Here is a 17,142-nt window from a genome sequence, read left to right on the forward strand (position 1 = left end):
GTTCGAAGGCCTGCCGTTTTGCGCCTCGCGTCCGCAACCGCCAGACGGCTTGCGAGCCCAAGCCATGGTGCTGCCGACACCGCTCCTCGTCTGGCCGATCAAGGCAGCGGAAACTCATATGGGTCATTCTCATTCGATGATGCTAGCCGAGGGCGAGCCGCGTTGAATGCGGCAAGAACTTGAGCGCCTATCCGACGTAGCGCGGCTTCAACGCGCTCGGTGGGGTTGCTGACCCGTCGGTCTTTCGACTGGGAACCGGTCAGTCCGGCATCGAACTGCTGACGTTGGCTTAGCCCCAGAAGCGTTAATTATGCATCGCCTATTTCGAAAGCGGCGCTACCGCAGCTGCTCGCTCGAACTCTGTAATGGAGCGCGCAGGCGGCCGACCGTAGGCGTCCAGCAGAGCATTCCAGAATCGCAGCAGGAGCGCGCGCCGTTCATCCGGCGTCCAAATCTCCAGCTCTTCGTTCACGTCCACCCAAGGGCTCACAGCCGGGAAGCGTTGCGTTTGGTATTGGCCAGGCAAGACAGTCCCGGTCAGATCACCAGCGCCAAGTTTGATTCCGATCGGACCCTTGCCGCCCATCGCCCTGATGGCGGCGACGTCTCTTACTCACGGGGATTTCCTTCCCACGTCTCTTGGCAAGCAATGCATGGGAAAATGGGCTCTGTTCGTTCGATTGTCTTCCCTTTGCATGGTTATTGATTTTCCTCTCGCAGGAACATGATGCGGTCGCCGCTGGCGAAAGCTCTCGCGCCGCGTTCCACTTCCACTTGAAATATCTTCGTCGAGATCGCCTGCAGCGCGCATGCGCTCGCGTGCTGCCTGGTTGAGCGCGCGCACCTCGTCGTTTGTGTGGGTGAGAATGATCCGGCTTGCCTCAGGCTGCGTCTGCCTGTCGCGATCCCAGCGTTCGACCAGACCGCTGCGCGCGTCGTCCCGAGTCGCCGCCTGATGCACCATGCCTTGCGCCTCATAGGCGTCGATCGCTGCGCCGATCCTGCCGGTTGCCAAATCGCAGGTGGCATCACGCTGCCAGTCCTCGCGCTGCTTGCGCACTTGGCCGATTTCGACGCCGCAGTGACGTTCGTGGATCGAACGGAACGCAGCACCCGCCTCGATCGCCTGCAGTTGCTGTGGATCGCCGACCAACCATACGGGGCATAGCGCTACTCATCCAAAGTGGCCGAGACTCTCGGCTCGAGTTCTCCAACGCCTCTCGCGGCGCGGGCGCGGCCGGAGACCTCCCAACAAAGCGGCGCGGACGATTCCACGCCCGGCATTCACCCAACTTGGTGGCTGATTGAACGTTCCATTAGCGATGCTTGACTAAACCGCTGCCCGCTCCAGACTCCCTTTATGGCGAAGGGCAGCATCAAAGTCGGCGACGAGGTCGCCATCACCGCTAAGGTGCGGGGTCGCGTGACGGAGATCGCTTCAGCGTGACGATCCCCTCATACGACTTTCCCCACTCGATTATCGACCGAACGACAAAGATCACGCATGGCCAGGAGATCGAACTGACCGGCGACGTCACCCATGTCGACGAAGCGAAGGTCACGGTCAACCTGGGCATTCCCGTTACGGTCAACGCCGATACGGTAAGGCTGGTCATGCGCAACGTCCCGCCGAAGCGGAAGACGCCTCTGATGGACAAGGCGACATGACGAAGCTTTCGGAGCTCGGCCCATTCGAAGCTCACCTCAACGGAAGGATTTGCGAGCACGAAAGTGAGTATTTCTACCGCTGCCCCCGGTGCGGTCAGATGGTGGATGAGCGGGACGCGCGGCAGGTGGTCTGGCACTCTTTCTCGGAGCATCGGCGGCTGATCATCGATGGTGAGGCGCCTCACTTGCCATAAGCGACGAATTGTAGCTGGCAGCCGAAGCGTGCAGGCCAAAAAAACTGGCAACCGACGGCGGCCGTTTGAGGCGCCCCCATTCGAGCGCCTGCCGGCTGAACCTAGCCATCCTGCTCCTGCGGTAGGCCGTCGGTTAGATCGTAGAAATCGGACTTCGAGCCGACGAAAATATGCTTGGCAAGGCGCAGGCCGGTCGGTCGGTCAAGGGTTCCAGCAGCGACGAAGGTTTCGATGCCCGGAGCCGCCTTCCAGAATAGATTACCACCGCAGCGCGAGCAGAAGCCCCGCTCGACGTCATCTGACGACCGGTACCAACTGAGAGTCGACGACGCTTGCAGTCGGAGATCCTCCGAGCGACAGGCCGCCATAGCCGCGAAGTTGCCGCTTGTGCGGGCGCATTGGGTGCAGTGACAGGCTATAGGCTGTGCAAGCTCGCCCGCTATTTCGTAACGCACAGACCCGCATAGACAACGACCCGATGGCATGGAGACCTTACCCGCAGAGGAAGATATTGTTCCATGAAGTTGCAAGCTATTAGAGTCATGGGCTGAAGTAGCGGCCGAGTCTAAGGCGTCTTCTGAATCCGCTCGCGGCTACGGCGAAAGGCTTCAGATAATGTAAATCGCATACGCCGGTCGACCAGCTTGGGTTGCTAGTCAGCCAAATCGCTCCGCTCCAAAATGCGCACAAAGTAGCTGATCAGGCGGCGGGATCGCTGTCGCTCAGATCGGAAGAACCTTCGGCATTAGAGGATTGGTTGAGTTGGGCCATCTGCTTTGCCTGGGGCGCGCGCCGTCATGTTCTGTTCCTCGAAGGCAACCCGGCCACGTATCTCTGATTGTGCGGCGAAGCTTCCGATTGGCCGGCCGGTGACTAGCAGGATAGAAAACGACTTGGCCGACCAGACCCAAACAACGAGCTAATCAACTTAACCGCAGACATCGTCTCCGCATATGTCGGCAACAATCCCCTCCCCGTATCGGGGCTGCCCGACCTCATTGCTTCTCTCGATACATCCGGCATTCGCCAGCCAAGGCACCAGAGCAACCTGCGTTGGCGCCCACGGTCAATCCGAAGCGATCGGTGCTCCCCGACTACATCATCTGCCTCGAGGACGGGAAGAAGTTCAAATCGCTGAAGCGGCATCTTGCGTTGCACGGCCTGACGCCCGACGAGTACCGCGAGAAATGGGGCCTTGGCTTGTTACTATCCGATGGTAGCGCCAAATTATGCCGCGCAGCGGTCGGCACTGGCGAAGGCGAGCGGACTCGGTTCGCAAGCCTGGGGCCAAGCCAGAGGGATCGCCGGTAAAAAGCGCTCGGGCCGGTGATTGCACGCGTCGTCGTTGCGTGGGCGACTGCGGCGCATCCGGCCCGGTCTGCATCGACGAATTGAACACTGTTAGAAGCTGGAATCGCCGTTCCGCTACGCCCGCGTCAGGCACCCGCTGAAACGTTGCTGCTCCGCGCGGGTGTGTATCATTTTAGTACAATCCTCAATTTGTAGACTCCTGCGATGCATTGGCGGCTATTGGTTCTGGCCGTCATTTTGGAGGGAAAAGCCGCGCGGGAGGAATACCAATGACCATCCAAAAGGAAGACTATCGAACCAACAGAGCCGACTATGCCATCGCATCGATGCAAGGCCAATCGGCCGCTTTTGATGCTCGCCATGAGAGACGGGAAAGCAAGAAATCCCTGTGGCTGAGAGATCGGCGGCTCGCCAGATTGGCCGAAAATCCGTGTGAAACCGTGCCAGGATGAAGAGCCAGACGGCGCGGGAATTAGCGCGCTGGTTGTCGTTAGCCGGTGCCGTGTCTCGCCCCCGAGACCCATCGGCCAGGCCCGGCGTTTGCTGGCAGCTGCCAGCCTGCCGGGCCGCTCCTGCTGTCCTTTACTCATCGCGCCAGATCACCCGCTTCTCCCACCGGATTTCGACAAGCCGCCGAAAGCGGATCGTGTGGGCCTGCTCGCCGGTCGCGTGAAATAGCTGCGCGCTCATCCACTCTCGGCCGCCGCACTTCTGACAGCGGGCTTTGCCCCTCACCTCGTCGATCGTGACGTTGCCGATGACCTCTCGCAACTCGATCGGCTTGTAGTAGCGCGTGATGTTGCAGCGGGCGCAGCGGATCCCCGCCACCTGCCCTGCGTCGTGGGCATGCGACAAGGTCCAGGGAGCACCTCTCGGCCACTTCTCGGGTTGCTCAGGCATAGGAGTGAAATGAGGAACGCAATCCTGTGTGGTCAAGGGATCCCTTGACATTTTGTTCTCTTTTCGTTCACTGTCTCTCAATTGCGACGAAAGGAGCCCGAGATGCTGCATAAACCGCTGCGCAAGCCGCCTCACATGCCAACTGGTGTCTCTATCGCAATGATGGACGACGGCATAACCAAGGTCGGGGTCTTAACGCTGCAGACGATCGGCGAGGATGTCGAAATTGCAATCAACCTTGAAGCCGTCGCCGTCATGACCAAGGCGCTTAACGCCTTGGCTCAGGAGCTACGCAAATAGAGGGCATTGGGCCGCCGCGTCGACGCAATTGCTTGCGGTTTCGCAACTCACGTTTTTCGGCCGCAGTCAGCTTATCCACTGTCAATATGCGTTACATATATTAGCAACTGCTTGACTAATACGCCGGCCGCCCCAGAATCCCAGAATGGCGAAGGGCTCTTTCAACATCGGCGACGAAGTCGCCATCACAGCGACGCTGCGCGGGCGTATGTGACCGAAGACCGGATCAGCGTGTCGACCCCAGCTACGACTTTCCCCATTCGGTAATGGACAGGACGTCGAAGGTGAAGCACGGCCAGCCAATCGAGCTGATAGGCGATGTCACCCGCGTCGATGAGGGCAAAGTGACAGTCAATCTCGGCCTTTATGCTTAGCGCAATGCAAGGGAGGGGCGGCCCGCCGTGATCGTTGCTCAGATGATAAACGACTTCGTCACGGTGCAGGTATCCGGGAGCCATTTGCGATAGGTGCATTGCCGAAGCCCTGCGTCTCAGCTCTCATGCGCATGCCGCCCAGACCACCGAGGCGTTGGGGACCACTTCGGATTTCACCCGACAGCGCGGGCGGTGCGCCAGATGCTGTAGCGAAAGGACAGTGACAGTCGCGCATCAGGATAAATAAGCGGGCCGTCCAATCCGGTGATCTGCAAAGCCCGTCGCAGCTAATAAGCGTAAGCGACCGGCTTTTCTGCGATGGGTGGTGAGCGGCTACACCCCGTAGAGATTGAGCACTTGCCGACTCAGATGCGCGGATTTGGTTGCAGACAAATCAAACGAAAAAGCCGCCGCTCGCTTGAGTTGACTAACACCCTTCGGTGGTTGTTTTCATCTGGCCCGGGGCTGCTGATTTCGCGCTGGTATCTTGCTGGCCCGGAGCCGCCTGTTTTGCGCTGCCGGTCTGTTGGCCAGGTGCACAATCCTTTGCCGAATTGGAATTGGTGCCGCTAGTGGTGGTGGAGTCGGTGCCTTGAGCGCTGGGCATTGTCGTCGTGTTTGAAGAAGATCCACTCGTGGTAGTGCTGTTGGTCTGGGCCAAGCCCAGCCCCGTGGACATGGCCATTATCGCTGATGCTAAAAGTATCTGCCTCATTGTTCTCATCTCCTTGGAAGCTGCAACGTCCCTTCTGTTGCATAACATCGAGACAAGCGGGCGGTTCCAGATCCGCAAGTGCCTGGGGACTGTCAATGCCGATTTTTCAGGAATTGCGCTTCGCGGAGCAAAGCGGTCCAGTCCGTCCCAATCAGATGTATTAGCTCAGCGGCCCGCTGCTCGGTGATCCCGGTCTCTTTTGCCAGCCTCTCGGCCAGCTGCCGCTTTGCAACGCGCGCTCGTATCGGTAGTGTCTCAGTTTGAAATTTTGACGTTGGTTAAAATTGTCGGGACCGTTGCGCGGTCGCCGCATTAACCGGGGAAGCGGTCGCTCCTTTCAGGGGTGTAGCCGCTTACGAAATCGCAGGAAGCCCGCCGCTCGACTGGGTAGCGGCGGGCTTTTCGTTCCCTGGATGTCCTGCAATCGTTCTTCCGTAGCGTCATCTAATCGACCTGCGGTTGTTAGGAGTTGTCCGCAGCACGCTTCTTACATGGACCGCGTGCCCGGCTTCGGCGCAACGGCGTCCATTTTCTCGCAAAGGTCTTCCATCGACCACAAAAGTGAACGTGCTTGCTATTTTCCCGGTGTTTCGCTGCTGCCTTCTTAACGATCTCGGCGCCGCTCTGGCGTCATGTTCTCGGCGCGCTTCTTTCCGCCCTTGGCACCTAGCGCCTTGGCGCGGGGTCTTTATGATGGGCGGCGCGTGTTTGCGCCGACTGGCAGCACTGCGGCCGCGGTGAAGCGGCAGCTGGCGGCCACGGAGAAGGCGTTATGATCGTCGTTCCGGCCGGCGTGAAAGTGCATCTGGCTTTGGGTCACACCGACATGCGCAAAGGCTCGATGGGCTCGCGACGCTGATCCAGGAACATCTGAAGAAGGAGCCGTTCTCGAGGCATCTGTTCGTGTTCCGCGGCAAGAATGCCTGGCTGCTGAAGATCCTGTTCTGGGATGTCACCGGTCTTTGTCTGTTCACCAAGCGCATGAACCACGGACAGTTCATGTGGCCGAGCCTGGCGGCTCGGTGACGCTGTCGCCGGCACAGCTGTCGGGTTGGCCGAACGTCTGCAATGTTTGGGAGTAGAGGCTGGGCATCCGGGAGAAGTCTAATACCGGCACTCACCCTGGCAGTCGAGATTGCGGATGCGGTAGCAGCAGCAAAAAAGCGGCAGCGAGCTTCCTTTGATGTGAAATCCAAGGCAGAAGAACTGGCGAGGACTCACCCCAACGCGGGGGCCAGCGTCGGTGATGTCACAGATACTCTCGAAGAGGAGAGCTTGGCCGCTGGCATCATACCGATATCTGAGCCGCGCCATTAGGCCGCGCTCAATCGAGCAGCATGCGTTCCTCTTTAGCGGCAGCCTCGATCGTTCTCGACGGCGCCCGCGTGTTTCGTTCGGGCTTTGCCGGAATGCGGCTCGTCGCTGAGAGGCATTTCTCTTCCTGGTAGAGCAGGTGTGGCGCGGGAGGCCCGGCCTGTCGGCGACCTTCCGCGCCACATGTCAGCTCTTGATTTCGATGCGCTTTGCCTGTGATTGCGCTTTCGCGGTCTTCGGCAGCCTCACCGTCAACACACCGTTTTTGAAGCGGGCGTCGACCTCGCCCTCCTCGACTTCGTAACCGAGGGGGATGCGCCGCTCGAAGCGGCCGTAGTAGCGCTCCGAGAACTGCCGGTCCCTGTCCTCCGTTTCGGAGCGCTTCTCGCCCTTCAGCGTCAGCACGCTGTCATCGAGCAGCACTTCGATGTCCCTTTCCTCCAGACCGGGAACCTCGGCCGTCACCTTGATCTCCTTCTCGCCGTCGGAAATCTCGACGCTCGGCCAGCCGCTGCCGAATGAAGATAGCGTACCGAAGGCCGGTAGCGCAGGGCCGAAGCCGCGAAAAGCGTCGTCGAACAGGCGGTTCACCTCGCGATGCAACGAGAGAAAGGGGTCGCGCTCGTCATCGCGAAACAAGCTCGGAAGCCGGCTATTTTCCCGTCTCCAAGGGATCAGATCACGTACACTCATTGTTGTTCTCCTTTCTGTTGATTGGATTTGACCAATCGTTTCGCGACGGCACCGGGCGAGGCCCGATGCCGCGCGCGCAAGACCATCAGCGAGCTCTCAGGCGACCTGCCTCTCAGCTTCGATCTTCCGGTTCGCCGCGACCTTCGGCATCGTCTTGTCGGATGCGATTTCGATCCTGCGCGGCTTCATCTCTTCGGGAATCTCGCGCTTGAGATCGATCGTCAGCAAACCATTGACGAGACCGGCGCCGACAACCTTGACGTGATCGGCCAGTTCAAAACGGCGTTGGAAGGCTCGGCCGGCAATGCCGCGATGCAGGTAATGGCTGTTGTCCTCGCCGACCTTCTGGCCAGACACCATGAGCATGTTCTGCTCCTGCGTGACGGTCAGTTCGTCTTGGCTGAATCCGGCGACCGCCATGGTGATGCGGTAGTCGTCCTCATCGGTCTTGGCGATGTCATAGGGCGGCCAGTTGTCGATCGGCTCGCCTCTGCTCGCAGCCTCGAGCGCGTTCAGCATGCGGTCGAAGCCGATGCTCGACCTGAACAGAGGGGTAAAGTCGAATGTCGTTCTCATAGCTACATCCTCCATTGAGCAATATAGATACGAGGAGCGCCAAGGATGCGGCGCTCCTTGACCTTCGCTGGCCCTTTCAGGCGCCAGCAAAATCGATCTGGGAATTCAATTCCACCGCGTCAAGAGGCAGAGCGGCAATCATCATGGCGCCCGAAGGCATCGCCGGGCCGATCGGGCTGCTGGCTGCCGATGGGGAGGTTCAACGGTTTTAACGCCGGCCATGCGGCAACCTTGACACGGCATGGGCGGCCAACCATCTCGACAAGGGGCGTTCGCCGATGGCGCCGCCCGATTGCTTGCTCGCAAAAAGACTGGAACAACAAACGGAGGAAGTGATGAACGACGTTCGGTTTCCCGAACCGGTCAAGCTCGAATTTCCCGCCACTTCGCGCAAGGTCGCCAGCAGCTTCGAGGCATTGGAATGCCTGGATCAGCAATGGCCTGAATGGGCGCAGGGACGCAGCTGGCGCGCCGCAGAGCGGGCCTGCCGCGACGCGCTGGATGGCTGGCGCAGCGGCCGTGAGGCTTATAACGCTTTCAAGAAAGCGGCGAAACGGGCCGGCCTGATACCGGCAGATGGCCATTCCGCGCTCCGCAAATGCCGTCCGAGGAGGACGACCGGAGGCTTGCGATCTGACGCCACGCTCAGTGGATGGCAATGATCACGTCGACGGCGCGCAATTCCGAAGGTTGGATGAGGCGATGGTGGGCGACTCGCACGGAATGCAGCGCGCCCACCAGTTCACGCTCCCAATAGCCCAGGAATTCTTGCAGCTCCGGAAACTCCGGCGCCAGGTCATATTCTTGCCAGACGTAGAGCTGCAGCAGGCTCGGGTGATCGGGAAGATGGTAATGGATCTCGGCGGTGGTCAGCCCGTAGCCAACCATCTGCAGTCGGAACTCCCTGCTGACCGCGTTGACCATATGCTTCTCCTTACGATTTCATGCGTCCAGTCGGTCAAACATGTGCCGATGATCGGTTGCCGGATATGGCGTCGCAGCCTCGACATCGAGTTTGCACAAGGCATCCATAATCTGGTCCAAGGTTACCGGCCGCTCGGTACCCGGCGGCTGACGCAGCGCTGGCATGGATTCCACAGCGCAGGCATCCGAAGCCCAGGACGACAGAATCGCCCGCTTTTCCTGACGATCGAGCGTCTCGTCCTTCAAGACCTCGTCAGGATGCTTGAAATGCCTGGCCGGCGCCAGCAGGCGATCGAGCGAATAGTCGGATGTTTCGGGGGCAAGAGAGGAAATTATCGGCGAAAACGTCTGGTGGTTCATCGATGTCCTCCGTCTGCAAAAACTCCTCGAATAGCGTTCGTGTTCCAGGCTGCCGTCCCATGGGCAGCAGCAGCGATAATTTTGTCTGCGAGTCGCGAAAATTCAAGCGGCAAAATCTCCCGTTCGAACGAAATAGCTGCACGATAACAGTCTGTTGGCACTCTCATATGCCGAGTGCCAATTTTTTTGCATAGGCCCCTTGAAACCCGAAAATCCCAAAACTAGCTCGATATGCGCGCGATGCCCGAGAGGGTCGCGTCGCCCCGCACCGGCCGATATTGCCGGTCCGGTGCGGGGGAACCTCAAAACCTGTTTGTCCTTGAAGGAGAACGACATGGCGTTCCGTCCATTGCATGACCGTATCCTGGTCCGCCGCATCGAAGCCGACGAAAAAACGGCGGGTGGCATCATCATCCCCGATACCGCCAAAGAAAAGCCGAGCGAAGGCGAAGTCATCGCCGTCGGCTCTGGCGTTCGTGACGACGGCGGCAAGCTGGTCGAACTCGACGTGAAGGTCGGCGACCGAATCCTGTTCGGAAAATGGTCCGGCACCGAGATCAAGCTGAACGGTGAGGACCTGCTCATCATGAAGGAGAGCGACGTGATGGGCGTGATCGAGCAGACTGCCACAATGAAGAAGGCCGCCTGAGGGCTATTTCAAACAGTCAACCAGTCAATGAAAGCTGCCTAAAGAGGAGTTATCCAATGGCTGCCAAAGAGGTGAAATTCCATACCGAAGCCCGCGAGAAGATGTTGCGGGGCGTCGACATTCTCGCCAACGCCGTGAAAGTGACGCTGGGACCAAAGGGCCGCAACGTCGTCATCGATAAATCGTTCGGCGCGCCGCGCATCACCAAGGACGGCGTCACCGTCGCCAAGGAGATCGAGCTCGAGGACAAGTTCGAGAATATGGGCGCGCAGATGGTGCGCGAAGTGGCATCGAAGACCAACGACATCGCCGGCGACGGCACGACCACGGCAACGGTTCTTGCGCAAGCGATCGTCAAGGAGGGGGCCAAAGCCGTGGCCTCGGGCATGAATCCCATGGACCTGAAGCGCGGCATCGACAAGGCCGTCGACGCAGTGGTCGCGGAGCTGAAGGCCAACGCCCGTAAGGTGACGAAGAACGACGAAATCGCGCAGGTCGGCACCATATCGGCCAATGGCGATGCCGAGATCGGCCGCTTCCTGGCTGAGGCCATGGAGAAGGTCGGCAATGAAGGCGTCATCACGGTCGAGGAAGCCAAGACCGCCGAGACCGAGCTCGAAGTCGTCGAAGGCATGCAGTTCGACCGCGGCTATCTCAGCCCCTACTTCATCAACAACCAGGACAAGATGCGCGTCGAGCTCGAGGAGCCCTACGTGCTCATTCATGAGAAGAAGCTCTCCAACCTGCAGGCCATGCTCCCGGTGCTTGAAGCGGTGGTGCAGTCAGGCAAGCCGCTGCTGATCATCGCCGAGGACGTCGAGGGCGAAGCGCTGGCCACGCTGGTCGTCAACAAGCTGCGCGGCGGTCTGAAGGTCGCGGCCGTCAAGGCTCCGGGCTTCGGCGACCGTCGCAAGGCCATGCTCGAGGACATCGCCATCCTCACCGGCGGCACCGCGATTTCGGAAGACCTCGGCATCAAGCTGGAGAATGTTACGATCCAGATGCTGGGCCGCGCCAAGAAGGTAGCGATCGAGAAGGAAAACACCACGATCGTCGACGGCGTCGGCCGCAAGGAAGAGATCCAGGGCCGCATCGCCCAGATCAAGGCGCAGATCGAGGAGACCACCTCGGACTACGACCGCGAGAAGCTGCAGGAGCGGTTGGCTAAGCTCGCCGGCGGCGTCGCGGTGATCCGCGTCGGCGGCTCGACCGAGGTCGAGGTCAAGGAACGCAAGGACCGTGTCGACGACGCGCTTCATGCGACCCGCGCGGCTGTCGAGGAAGGCGTGCTGCCCGGCGGCGGCGTCGCACTGCTCAGGGCTGCAAAGGCGCTCGATAACGTCCCTGTCGACAATGCCGACCAGAAGACCGGGGTCGAAATCGTTCGCCGCGCGATCGAAACCCCGGTGCGCCAGATCGCCGAGAACGCGGGAGCCGAGGGGTCGATCATCGTCGGCAAGCTGCGCGAGAAGGCGGAGTTCGGCTGGGGCTGGAATGCCCAGACCAACGAGTTCGGCGATCTCTATACGCAGGGCGTTATCGACCCGGCGAAGGTCGTGCGCACCGCACTGCAGGACGCCGCCTCGGTCGCGGGCCTGCTCGTCACCACGGAAGCCATGGTGGCCGAAAAGCCTAAGAAGGAAGCACCGGTCCCGGCGATGCCGGGCGGCGGCGGAATGGATTTCTGAGCGCCGGCGATGCTCGCTCCCCACGTGGGGAGCGAGCATCGCCAGATCGATTGGGGAGAATATCATGAATGTGATGACCGGCGAGGGAACCGTTCCGGCCCCGGCATGCTCGCCGAGCGAATTCCTTGCCTACGAAGAGGAATGCCGAACGGCGCTCAAGCCGCTGCTGACGGGCTTGCTGGACATGGCCGAATCTGCGGGCTGGAACCGGCGCACGGTGACGTCGACGCTGATCCTGTCGGCGCACGTGGCGCGGCATCGGGAGTGTCTGCGGAGAGCCGAACCTGATGCTCGGATCTCGCGTCTTGGCAGAATCCGGGCAGGGCGTCGAGTTGTCCTTGCGGACAGGCCCGTTGCTCGGCACGCCGCAGTCGCAACGCTATCGATAGAGGCTCAAGTCATGACAAACACGCGCTTTGAACAACCTGTCACAATCCTGGTCGGAATGGGTTTTCCGGTGACAATCGAGAACGCGATGGAAGCATGTTCCCTGCTTCAGGACTGGCCCGCCCCCGGCCGTAACGGGGCTCATGCGGTCGCGCTCAACGCCTGCAAAGCCGGCATTGCCGGTGAGGTCGATCCGGAGATCGTGCGGGCAACCCTGGTCGCCTTCGCACGTCGCAATGACATACTGGTGCCGAACACGCTGGTAGCGAAAACGATCTCACGGACCGCATCCACGGATCGGACCGCGTAGTCCACCAGCCGTCACGCAAAATCGCGCCTCGGGGGGCGCCGGCGAGCGCCACCGTCTTGCCGCCCCGCGAGGAAGAGAACCCCGCAATCCAATTTAAAGCGTCGACCAGTGGCGACGGCCTCGATTGGGCCACTCAAGTAGGTTCTCGACGGCTGCCTGGACTTTGTTGACCTCTTAGCAGACGCCATGCTGCCGGTCTTAACCGAGACCGGCGGCGAGAACCAAGGACGCCGTGGGTGCGCATCACTCATGCAAATCGAAGGCGACGAACCGGCCGAGCAAAACCGCCTCGAATATGATGAGTTCGGTGAGTTCGCAATCCTTCGAGGCCAAGTTCACGGGCTGCCGCGATAGTTGCTTTAATGGAAACCGTTTCGTCCAGAGGCGCGCTTAGGAGCGCTGCATGGACAAGCTCTTTAGCGGTGCTCGCCGGCCTATGAGCGATTTAACGTCCACCAGCCCAACTCCACTGTACCCCGAATGCTCAATCGTTGTGGCAAGGCTCGCGGGAAATCAACCAAAATCTGTGTGAAAAAGAGATGAGGGGCCAGTCTACCCGGCTGGCCCTCTAAGTCCGCAGCCTTTTCCAAGGAGGGGGACTCCCAGGCTGGCGGGCTGGTGGAGAGGATAGCGGCATTAGGCGGACGGTTATTGATTTATGATAAAATTGGTTGCGAGGAGACGTAACCACTGACCCTGACATCTGCTGATTGTGACGATTTGACAAGAGTGCGCCGGATCGAGATTGGCAATAGCTAAAACAGAAAATTCACATCTTGCAAAGGAACAGGGCCTGCACCGGCTAACACCGGCGCTATGCAGCTTGGGCACAGACGGTCCGGTTCATCCAGAAAGGTACCACTCTGCTGGCGATCCCCATCTTGGCGCAACGTCGTCGCTGGCCGTTACGAGAAGGTGGACGGCGAGGGCACCATCTAGCCGCCCTCGCCTATTGGAAGAGCAGTGATCGGGATCCGCGCAGCTCACCTCACGTTGCTCAGTTGGAATTCTTCGGTAAGCATTCGCTGGTTGGGATCGATCGGACCCAGGTTCTTCACGACCCTGAATCGACCGCTCTGTGCCTGTGCGATGTACATGTTCATCCGCACATGATGCTGGCCGGGAACCATCTCCGCCGGGCCCCCAGGTCCCTCACTGATCCGAGCGTGATCGAGCGCCCGGATAACCGCGTCGCGTTCGACGGTGGCGGCCTCATGAACGGCGGCCTCCCACATCTTGATCGCCCGGTAGTGACCAGTGCACCCGCTGCCCGCAGTCAAGGTAGCGCCACCGGGGAACCGCGCGCTGTAGCGCCGCAACAGTGCGCGACCGAACGGTTCGTCGAGTTCCTGGTAATAGTCGAGGCAGCTGTAGAGGCCCTCGATCTGGTCGGGCGGCACCAGGTTGAAGAAGTTCTCATCGAAGTAGGTACAGACGATCCGGCCGCCGCGTTTGCCGAAGCCGGCCTTGTGCAGTTCTTCGAGGAACGGTGTCAGCCCCGGCGGGACGATGGTGTTGAAAACCACGTCGGTGCCGCTCGCCATGATCTGCTGCACCGTCCGCCGGAAATCGACAGTGTCCAGCGGAAAATACTCCTCGCCGACGATCTCGCCGCCATTGGCGCGCACCACCTGGCTCGCGGCCTTGTTCAGCAAATGAGGCCAGATGTAATCGGCCGATGGCAGGTAGAATTTCCTGGCTCCCGTGGACTCCATGAGCCATGGGATCAGCGGCTCGACCTGCTGCGCGGGCACCGGGCCCGTGCAGAAGATCAAGGGATCGTTCTCCTGTCCCTCATACTGCTCGGTATAGATGTAAAGCGTCCTGCCCCGGGTGACCGCCTCGCTTTTGATGGCCAAGCGGGTCGAGCTGTATATGCCGCCGACGACCACATCGATCTTGTCGACGTCGATCAGCTTTGCGGTCCTTGCCTTGGCGGCGCCGTCGTTCGTCTCGCCATCCTCAATGACGAGCTCCACCGGCCGGCCGAGGAGGCCGCCCTTGGCGTTGATGTCGTCGACGAGCATGGTGGTGAGGTTCGCATTGGCGACGCCCATGAAAGACAACGGGCCGGTGAGTTCGGCGATAAGGCCGATCTTGATGGGTTTCGGATTCATGTCATTTCTCCGATTCTGGGTGTTGCGAGTTTTGGGGAATTCGGCTTCCGAGGTGTTTGCCGGGCGCGCCGCCGCCAGCCAGCAGGCGGCGCGCAGCGTGGACGTCAGGCCTCGTAGTGACCGAGCAGCAATGCCGCCTGCGGCTTGCCCACATGGCCGGCTTCCTGCAGGATCGCAGGCACCTCCGGATCCGACACGAAATTCTTCCAACCCTCGGCGTCCCAGTCGAAGATCGCCCAGACGCGGTCAGGTTCGCTCGGGTCGCGGAACACGGTTGCGCCGTTCGAGCCGTGCAGCCGGCGCTTGTCGGCGCCCTTGGTCGAAAAGATCCGGATGAAGTGGTCGACGTCCGCCACCTTGGTCGTTGCGAGAAGCATCTGATTTCCTCCTGTCGGTCGCGGCCACCATTGGTCCATCGACAGGATCACGATGCGCGCGCCGAAGCGGGCGCACATGGGGTGGATTCCCTATGCCCGCATTTCGCCCGGTCGGACAAGGCCGTGCTCGACCGCATAGAGCGCGGCACCGGCGCGGGTGGTCACGCCGACCTTGGAGTAGACGCTCTGGATGTGGTGGTCGGCGGTCTTGGGCGAGATATCGAGCTTGCGAGCCGTCTCCTTCGCCGTAAGGCCGGCGGCGATCAGGCGCAGCACCTCGATTTCGCGCCGCGTCATGCCGGCTAGCGCCTGCGGTAAGGCCCGGCGCGACCGCTGCCCGGCGAAGGACAACACCGCCTCGGCGGCGTCGGGGCAGATACAGCCGTCACGAACAGCTGCACGCAACTGCGTCGCCGCCGCCTCGCTGGACAGCGCCTTGCGGTGCGGACGTTCCTCCCGCGACGTCTGAAAGGCCTCGGCGGCGGCCAGGATCCTGGCCGCCGGAGACAGATCGGAGCCGCTGACCTTGCGGTGATATCCCGAACCGTCCAGGCGCTCGTGATGGCGCAGCACGAGCGCGCCCATCGCATCGCCGCCGTGGCCGAAGGAAGCCAACGCCCGCTCACCGTAATAAGCGTGCAGTTGCGCCGCGTCGCGCTCACGCACCGACAAAGGGCCGTTGCGCATCCAGGTCGCCACCGGCACCACCAGTTCGCCGATGTCATGGATGCAGCCCGACCAGCGCAGGGCGCGGACATCGGCAGTGGGCAACCCGATCCGCTGGCCCGCACCCGCGGCCAGTTCCGACACCATTCGCGAATGGCCCTGCGTAAAGGGCATGCGCATGTCGATCATGTCGGCGATGGCGAGGAACGCCTCGTCACAAGCCGCCTCATCCAGCGTCACCGGCGGATCGGGCTCCAGCGCCAAAATCGTCTCGCGATCGACTGTCGCACCGATATCCTTCATCAGCGCGGTCGCGTTGGCCGAGACGAGCCGGCCTAGACCCGCTTCGTATGGGCCATCGCCGCGACTGGCAACGGTTTCGGCCATCGCGTCGATACCGACAGCATCGCTGAGCGCAATCACATCCTGCGCCAATGTGATCAGGCGGACGGCCGGCAGAACATCCTCGCCGCTCAGCCCGCGCGGCAGGCCCTTGCCGTCCCAGCGTTCGTAGATCTGGCCAAGGTTGCGCCGGATGTCCTCGGACAGGCCAAGCCGCTCGCCGATACGCTGGGCGACCTCGCAATGCGCAGTCAGCACCGGGCGGGCCACGGCCAGCGCCTGCGCCATCGCAGCCTCGATCGCCCTGGCCTGCGCATCAGGCTCGAGATAGTAGTAGAACCGCTTGAAGGCCTGCACGAAGACCCTGCCCAATTCTGCACGGTTGCCCATGTCGAGAGCGACAAGATCCTGGCGCAGTGCGATTTCGTCACCGAAGGTGGCCGCCAGAAGGTCCGTATCCGCATTGCAGCCGACATAGCGCAGCATCGACTGGTGGTAGGCATTGCGCCGGTCCTGCTCGGAAACACCCGCAAGGTCCGCGATCCGCATTGCAAGCACGCAAGATTTCAGCGCGAAGTCGCGGGAATGGCCTGTCGCGAGGTCCGACGCATAAGCGAGGACCATCATGAAGTCCGCTCGGCGTATCGAGACTTCTGTCATCGCACACCCCAACCAGCACATATGCTATCCCGGCGCGCGCCGAATACCTAGGGCAAAAGTCGGAGGCCGGATGTGTATGCTATAAACATCCCGGCGACTCGACGGTAGCTGGTCGCGAATGCCTTGGGCGCCTCACCATTCGCGATGACGAGCGCTACTCCGCGGTATGGTGGCCAGCGCCCTCACAGGTTATGCCGGGCGGCGCTTCAGCATTGGCTTCTGCTCGTGCAGATCAGCGGTGCCGGGTGCATTGGAAGATCAATCATTCGACCTGTTGGTGAGTACAAGTTTTGGCCGTTCAAGCCTCATTGGGCGTAAGCCATCGACAGGCGAGCATCCTATCGACGGCTCGGCTCAAGACGCTCGCCGGTCGTTGGCCACAGGAAAGCTCGGTCTAAGCCTCCTCCTTCTTTGCTTTCGCAAAACCGCGGTCCGTTGCGATGAACCGTTCAAGCATCGGCGTGATCAAGCGCGATGGATCGGCAGACGGCCGCCCGGTCTCGCGCCCAAGGATCTCTGCGTATTTCACCAAATCGCGATGCAGGGGAGCCGGCAGTTCCACCGTAATCTTCACTGGCTTGTCGTCGGCGATCGTTGCGAGTTTCAACTTGGCCATG

18 protein-coding genes and 2 pseudogenes are annotated in these 17,142 nt (G+C 60.9%); 9 read left to right on the forward strand and 11 right to left on the reverse strand.

The window, feature by feature from the left end; translation table 11 throughout:
* Nucleotides 1-714: 714 nt before the first annotated feature.
* Nucleotides 715-1,153: pseudogene (locus FJW07_RS20200) on the reverse strand (AAA family ATPase); the annotation flags it as partial.
* A gap of 290 nt (nt 1,154-1,443) precedes the next feature.
* Here FJW07_RS20200 and FJW07_RS20205 point away from each other — a divergent pair.
* Complete coding sequence (locus FJW07_RS20205; protein ID WP_348640016.1) at nt 1,444-1,668, forward strand: hypothetical protein; 225 nt, start codon at nt 1,444-1,446, stop codon at nt 1,666-1,668.
* Between the two features lie 295 nt (nt 1,669-1,963).
* Here FJW07_RS20205 and FJW07_RS20210 read toward each other — a convergent pair whose 3' ends face one another.
* Nucleotides 1,964-2,347, reverse strand: a complete 384-nt coding sequence (locus FJW07_RS20210) for a GFA family protein (protein ID WP_140646436.1) — start codon at nt 2,345-2,347, stop codon at nt 1,964-1,966.
* Nucleotides 2,348-2,784: 437 nt separating this feature from the next.
* Here FJW07_RS20210 and FJW07_RS20215 point away from each other — a divergent pair.
* Both FJW07_RS20215 and FJW07_RS20220 read left to right on the forward strand, forming a co-directional pair.
* A pseudogene (locus FJW07_RS20215) lies at nt 2,785-3,192 on the forward strand (MucR family transcriptional regulator).
* Between the two features lie 250 nt (nt 3,193-3,442).
* A complete protein-coding gene (locus FJW07_RS20220; protein ID WP_140858435.1) occupies nt 3,443-3,625 on the forward strand; it encodes a hypothetical protein in 183 nt (60 codons plus the stop codon).
* Nucleotides 3,626-3,755: 130 nt separating this feature from the next.
* On the opposite strand, the gene FJW07_RS20225 is transcribed toward FJW07_RS20220, so the two are convergent.
* Entirely contained in the window at nt 3,756-4,001 is a 246-nt protein-coding gene (locus FJW07_RS20225; protein WP_140858436.1) for a hypothetical protein, read from the reverse strand.
* A gap of 174 nt (nt 4,002-4,175) precedes the next feature.
* Between FJW07_RS20225 and FJW07_RS20230 the strand changes: the two genes are divergently transcribed.
* Both FJW07_RS20230 and tnpB read left to right on the forward strand, forming a co-directional pair.
* Entirely contained in the window at nt 4,176-4,373 is a 198-nt protein-coding gene (locus FJW07_RS20230) for a hypothetical protein (RefSeq protein WP_140645536.1), read from the forward strand.
* Between the two features lie 1,986 nt (nt 4,374-6,359).
* Nucleotides 6,360-6,488 (forward strand): IS66 family insertion sequence element accessory protein TnpB, encoded by a 129-nt coding sequence (gene tnpB / locus FJW07_RS32110; protein ID WP_226892230.1) that lies wholly within the window; start codon nt 6,360-6,362, stop codon nt 6,486-6,488.
* 474 nt (nt 6,489-6,962) lie between these two features.
* Here tnpB and FJW07_RS20250 read toward each other — a convergent pair whose 3' ends face one another.
* The gene (locus tag FJW07_RS20250; protein ID WP_140645537.1) at nt 6,963-7,469 is read right to left on the reverse strand and encodes an Hsp20/alpha crystallin family protein; all 507 of its coding nucleotides are present in this window, start codon (nt 7,467-7,469) and stop codon (nt 6,963-6,965) included.
* A 96-nt stretch (nt 7,470-7,565) separates the two neighbouring features.
* Nucleotides 7,566-8,045, reverse strand: coding sequence for an Hsp20 family protein (locus FJW07_RS20255; protein WP_140645538.1), 480 nt, complete (start codon nt 8,043-8,045; stop codon nt 7,566-7,568).
* A gap of 278 nt (nt 8,046-8,323) precedes the next feature.
* On the opposite strand from FJW07_RS20255, the gene FJW07_RS20260 reads away from it, so the two are divergent.
* The gene (locus FJW07_RS20260; RefSeq protein WP_246677295.1) at nt 8,324-8,707 is read left to right on the forward strand and encodes a DUF982 domain-containing protein; all 384 of its coding nucleotides are present in this window, start codon (nt 8,324-8,326) and stop codon (nt 8,705-8,707) included.
* On the opposite strand, the gene FJW07_RS20265 is transcribed toward FJW07_RS20260, so the two are convergent.
* Nucleotides 8,691-8,969, reverse strand: coding sequence for an usg protein (locus FJW07_RS20265; RefSeq protein WP_140858438.1), 279 nt, complete (start codon nt 8,967-8,969; stop codon nt 8,691-8,693). The two genes, FJW07_RS20260 and FJW07_RS20265, sit on opposite strands and share 17 nt — an antisense overlap.
* An 18-nt stretch (nt 8,970-8,987) precedes the next feature.
* Entirely contained in the window at nt 8,988-9,329 is a 342-nt protein-coding gene (locus tag FJW07_RS20270) for a hypothetical protein (protein WP_140645541.1), read from the reverse strand.
* Nucleotides 9,330-9,663: 334 nt separating this feature from the next.
* Between FJW07_RS20270 and FJW07_RS20275 the strand changes: the two genes are divergently transcribed.
* The 3 genes from FJW07_RS20275 to FJW07_RS32115 all read left to right on the forward strand — a co-directional run bounded on the left by FJW07_RS20275 (nt 9,664) and on the right by FJW07_RS32115 (nt 12,363).
* Nucleotides 9,664-9,978 (forward strand): co-chaperone GroES, encoded by a 315-nt coding sequence (locus FJW07_RS20275; protein WP_140645542.1) that lies wholly within the window; start codon nt 9,664-9,666, stop codon nt 9,976-9,978.
* A gap of 56 nt (nt 9,979-10,034) precedes the next feature.
* On the forward strand, nt 10,035-11,666 hold the full coding sequence (groL, locus tag FJW07_RS20280) for a chaperonin GroEL (protein WP_140858440.1): 1,632 nt from the start codon (nt 10,035-10,037) through the stop codon (nt 11,664-11,666).
* 64 nt (nt 11,667-11,730) lie between these two features.
* Nucleotides 11,731-12,363, forward strand: a complete 633-nt coding sequence (locus tag FJW07_RS32115; protein WP_246680821.1) for a DUF982 domain-containing protein — start codon at nt 11,731-11,733, stop codon at nt 12,361-12,363.
* Between the two features lie 983 nt (nt 12,364-13,346).
* Here the strand turns inward: FJW07_RS32115 and FJW07_RS20295 are convergent.
* The 4 genes from FJW07_RS20295 to FJW07_RS20310 form a co-directional block, all read right to left on the reverse strand.
* Complete coding sequence (locus tag FJW07_RS20295) at nt 13,347-14,480, reverse strand: substrate-binding protein (RefSeq protein ID WP_140708180.1); 1,134 nt, start codon at nt 14,478-14,480, stop codon at nt 13,347-13,349.
* Between the two features lie 104 nt (nt 14,481-14,584).
* Complete coding sequence (locus FJW07_RS20300; protein WP_027024197.1) at nt 14,585-14,857, reverse strand: hypothetical protein; 273 nt, start codon at nt 14,855-14,857, stop codon at nt 14,585-14,587.
* Nucleotides 14,858-14,947: 90 nt separating this feature from the next.
* Nucleotides 14,948-16,492: an HD domain-containing phosphohydrolase gene (locus FJW07_RS20305; protein WP_246680822.1), complete on the reverse strand. Its 1,545-nt coding sequence runs from the start codon at nt 16,490-16,492 to the stop codon at nt 14,948-14,950.
* 427 nt (nt 16,493-16,919) lie between these two features.
* Nucleotides 16,920-17,141, reverse strand: a complete 222-nt coding sequence (locus FJW07_RS20310; RefSeq protein ID WP_140858445.1) for a DUF2274 domain-containing protein — start codon at nt 17,139-17,141, stop codon at nt 16,920-16,922.
* Nucleotide 17,142 lies beyond the last annotated feature (1 nt).

The organism is Mesorhizobium sp. B3-1-9, from assembly GCF_006439595.1.
In the GTDB taxonomy this organism is placed as follows: Bacteria; Pseudomonadota; Alphaproteobacteria; order Rhizobiales; family Rhizobiaceae; genus Mesorhizobium.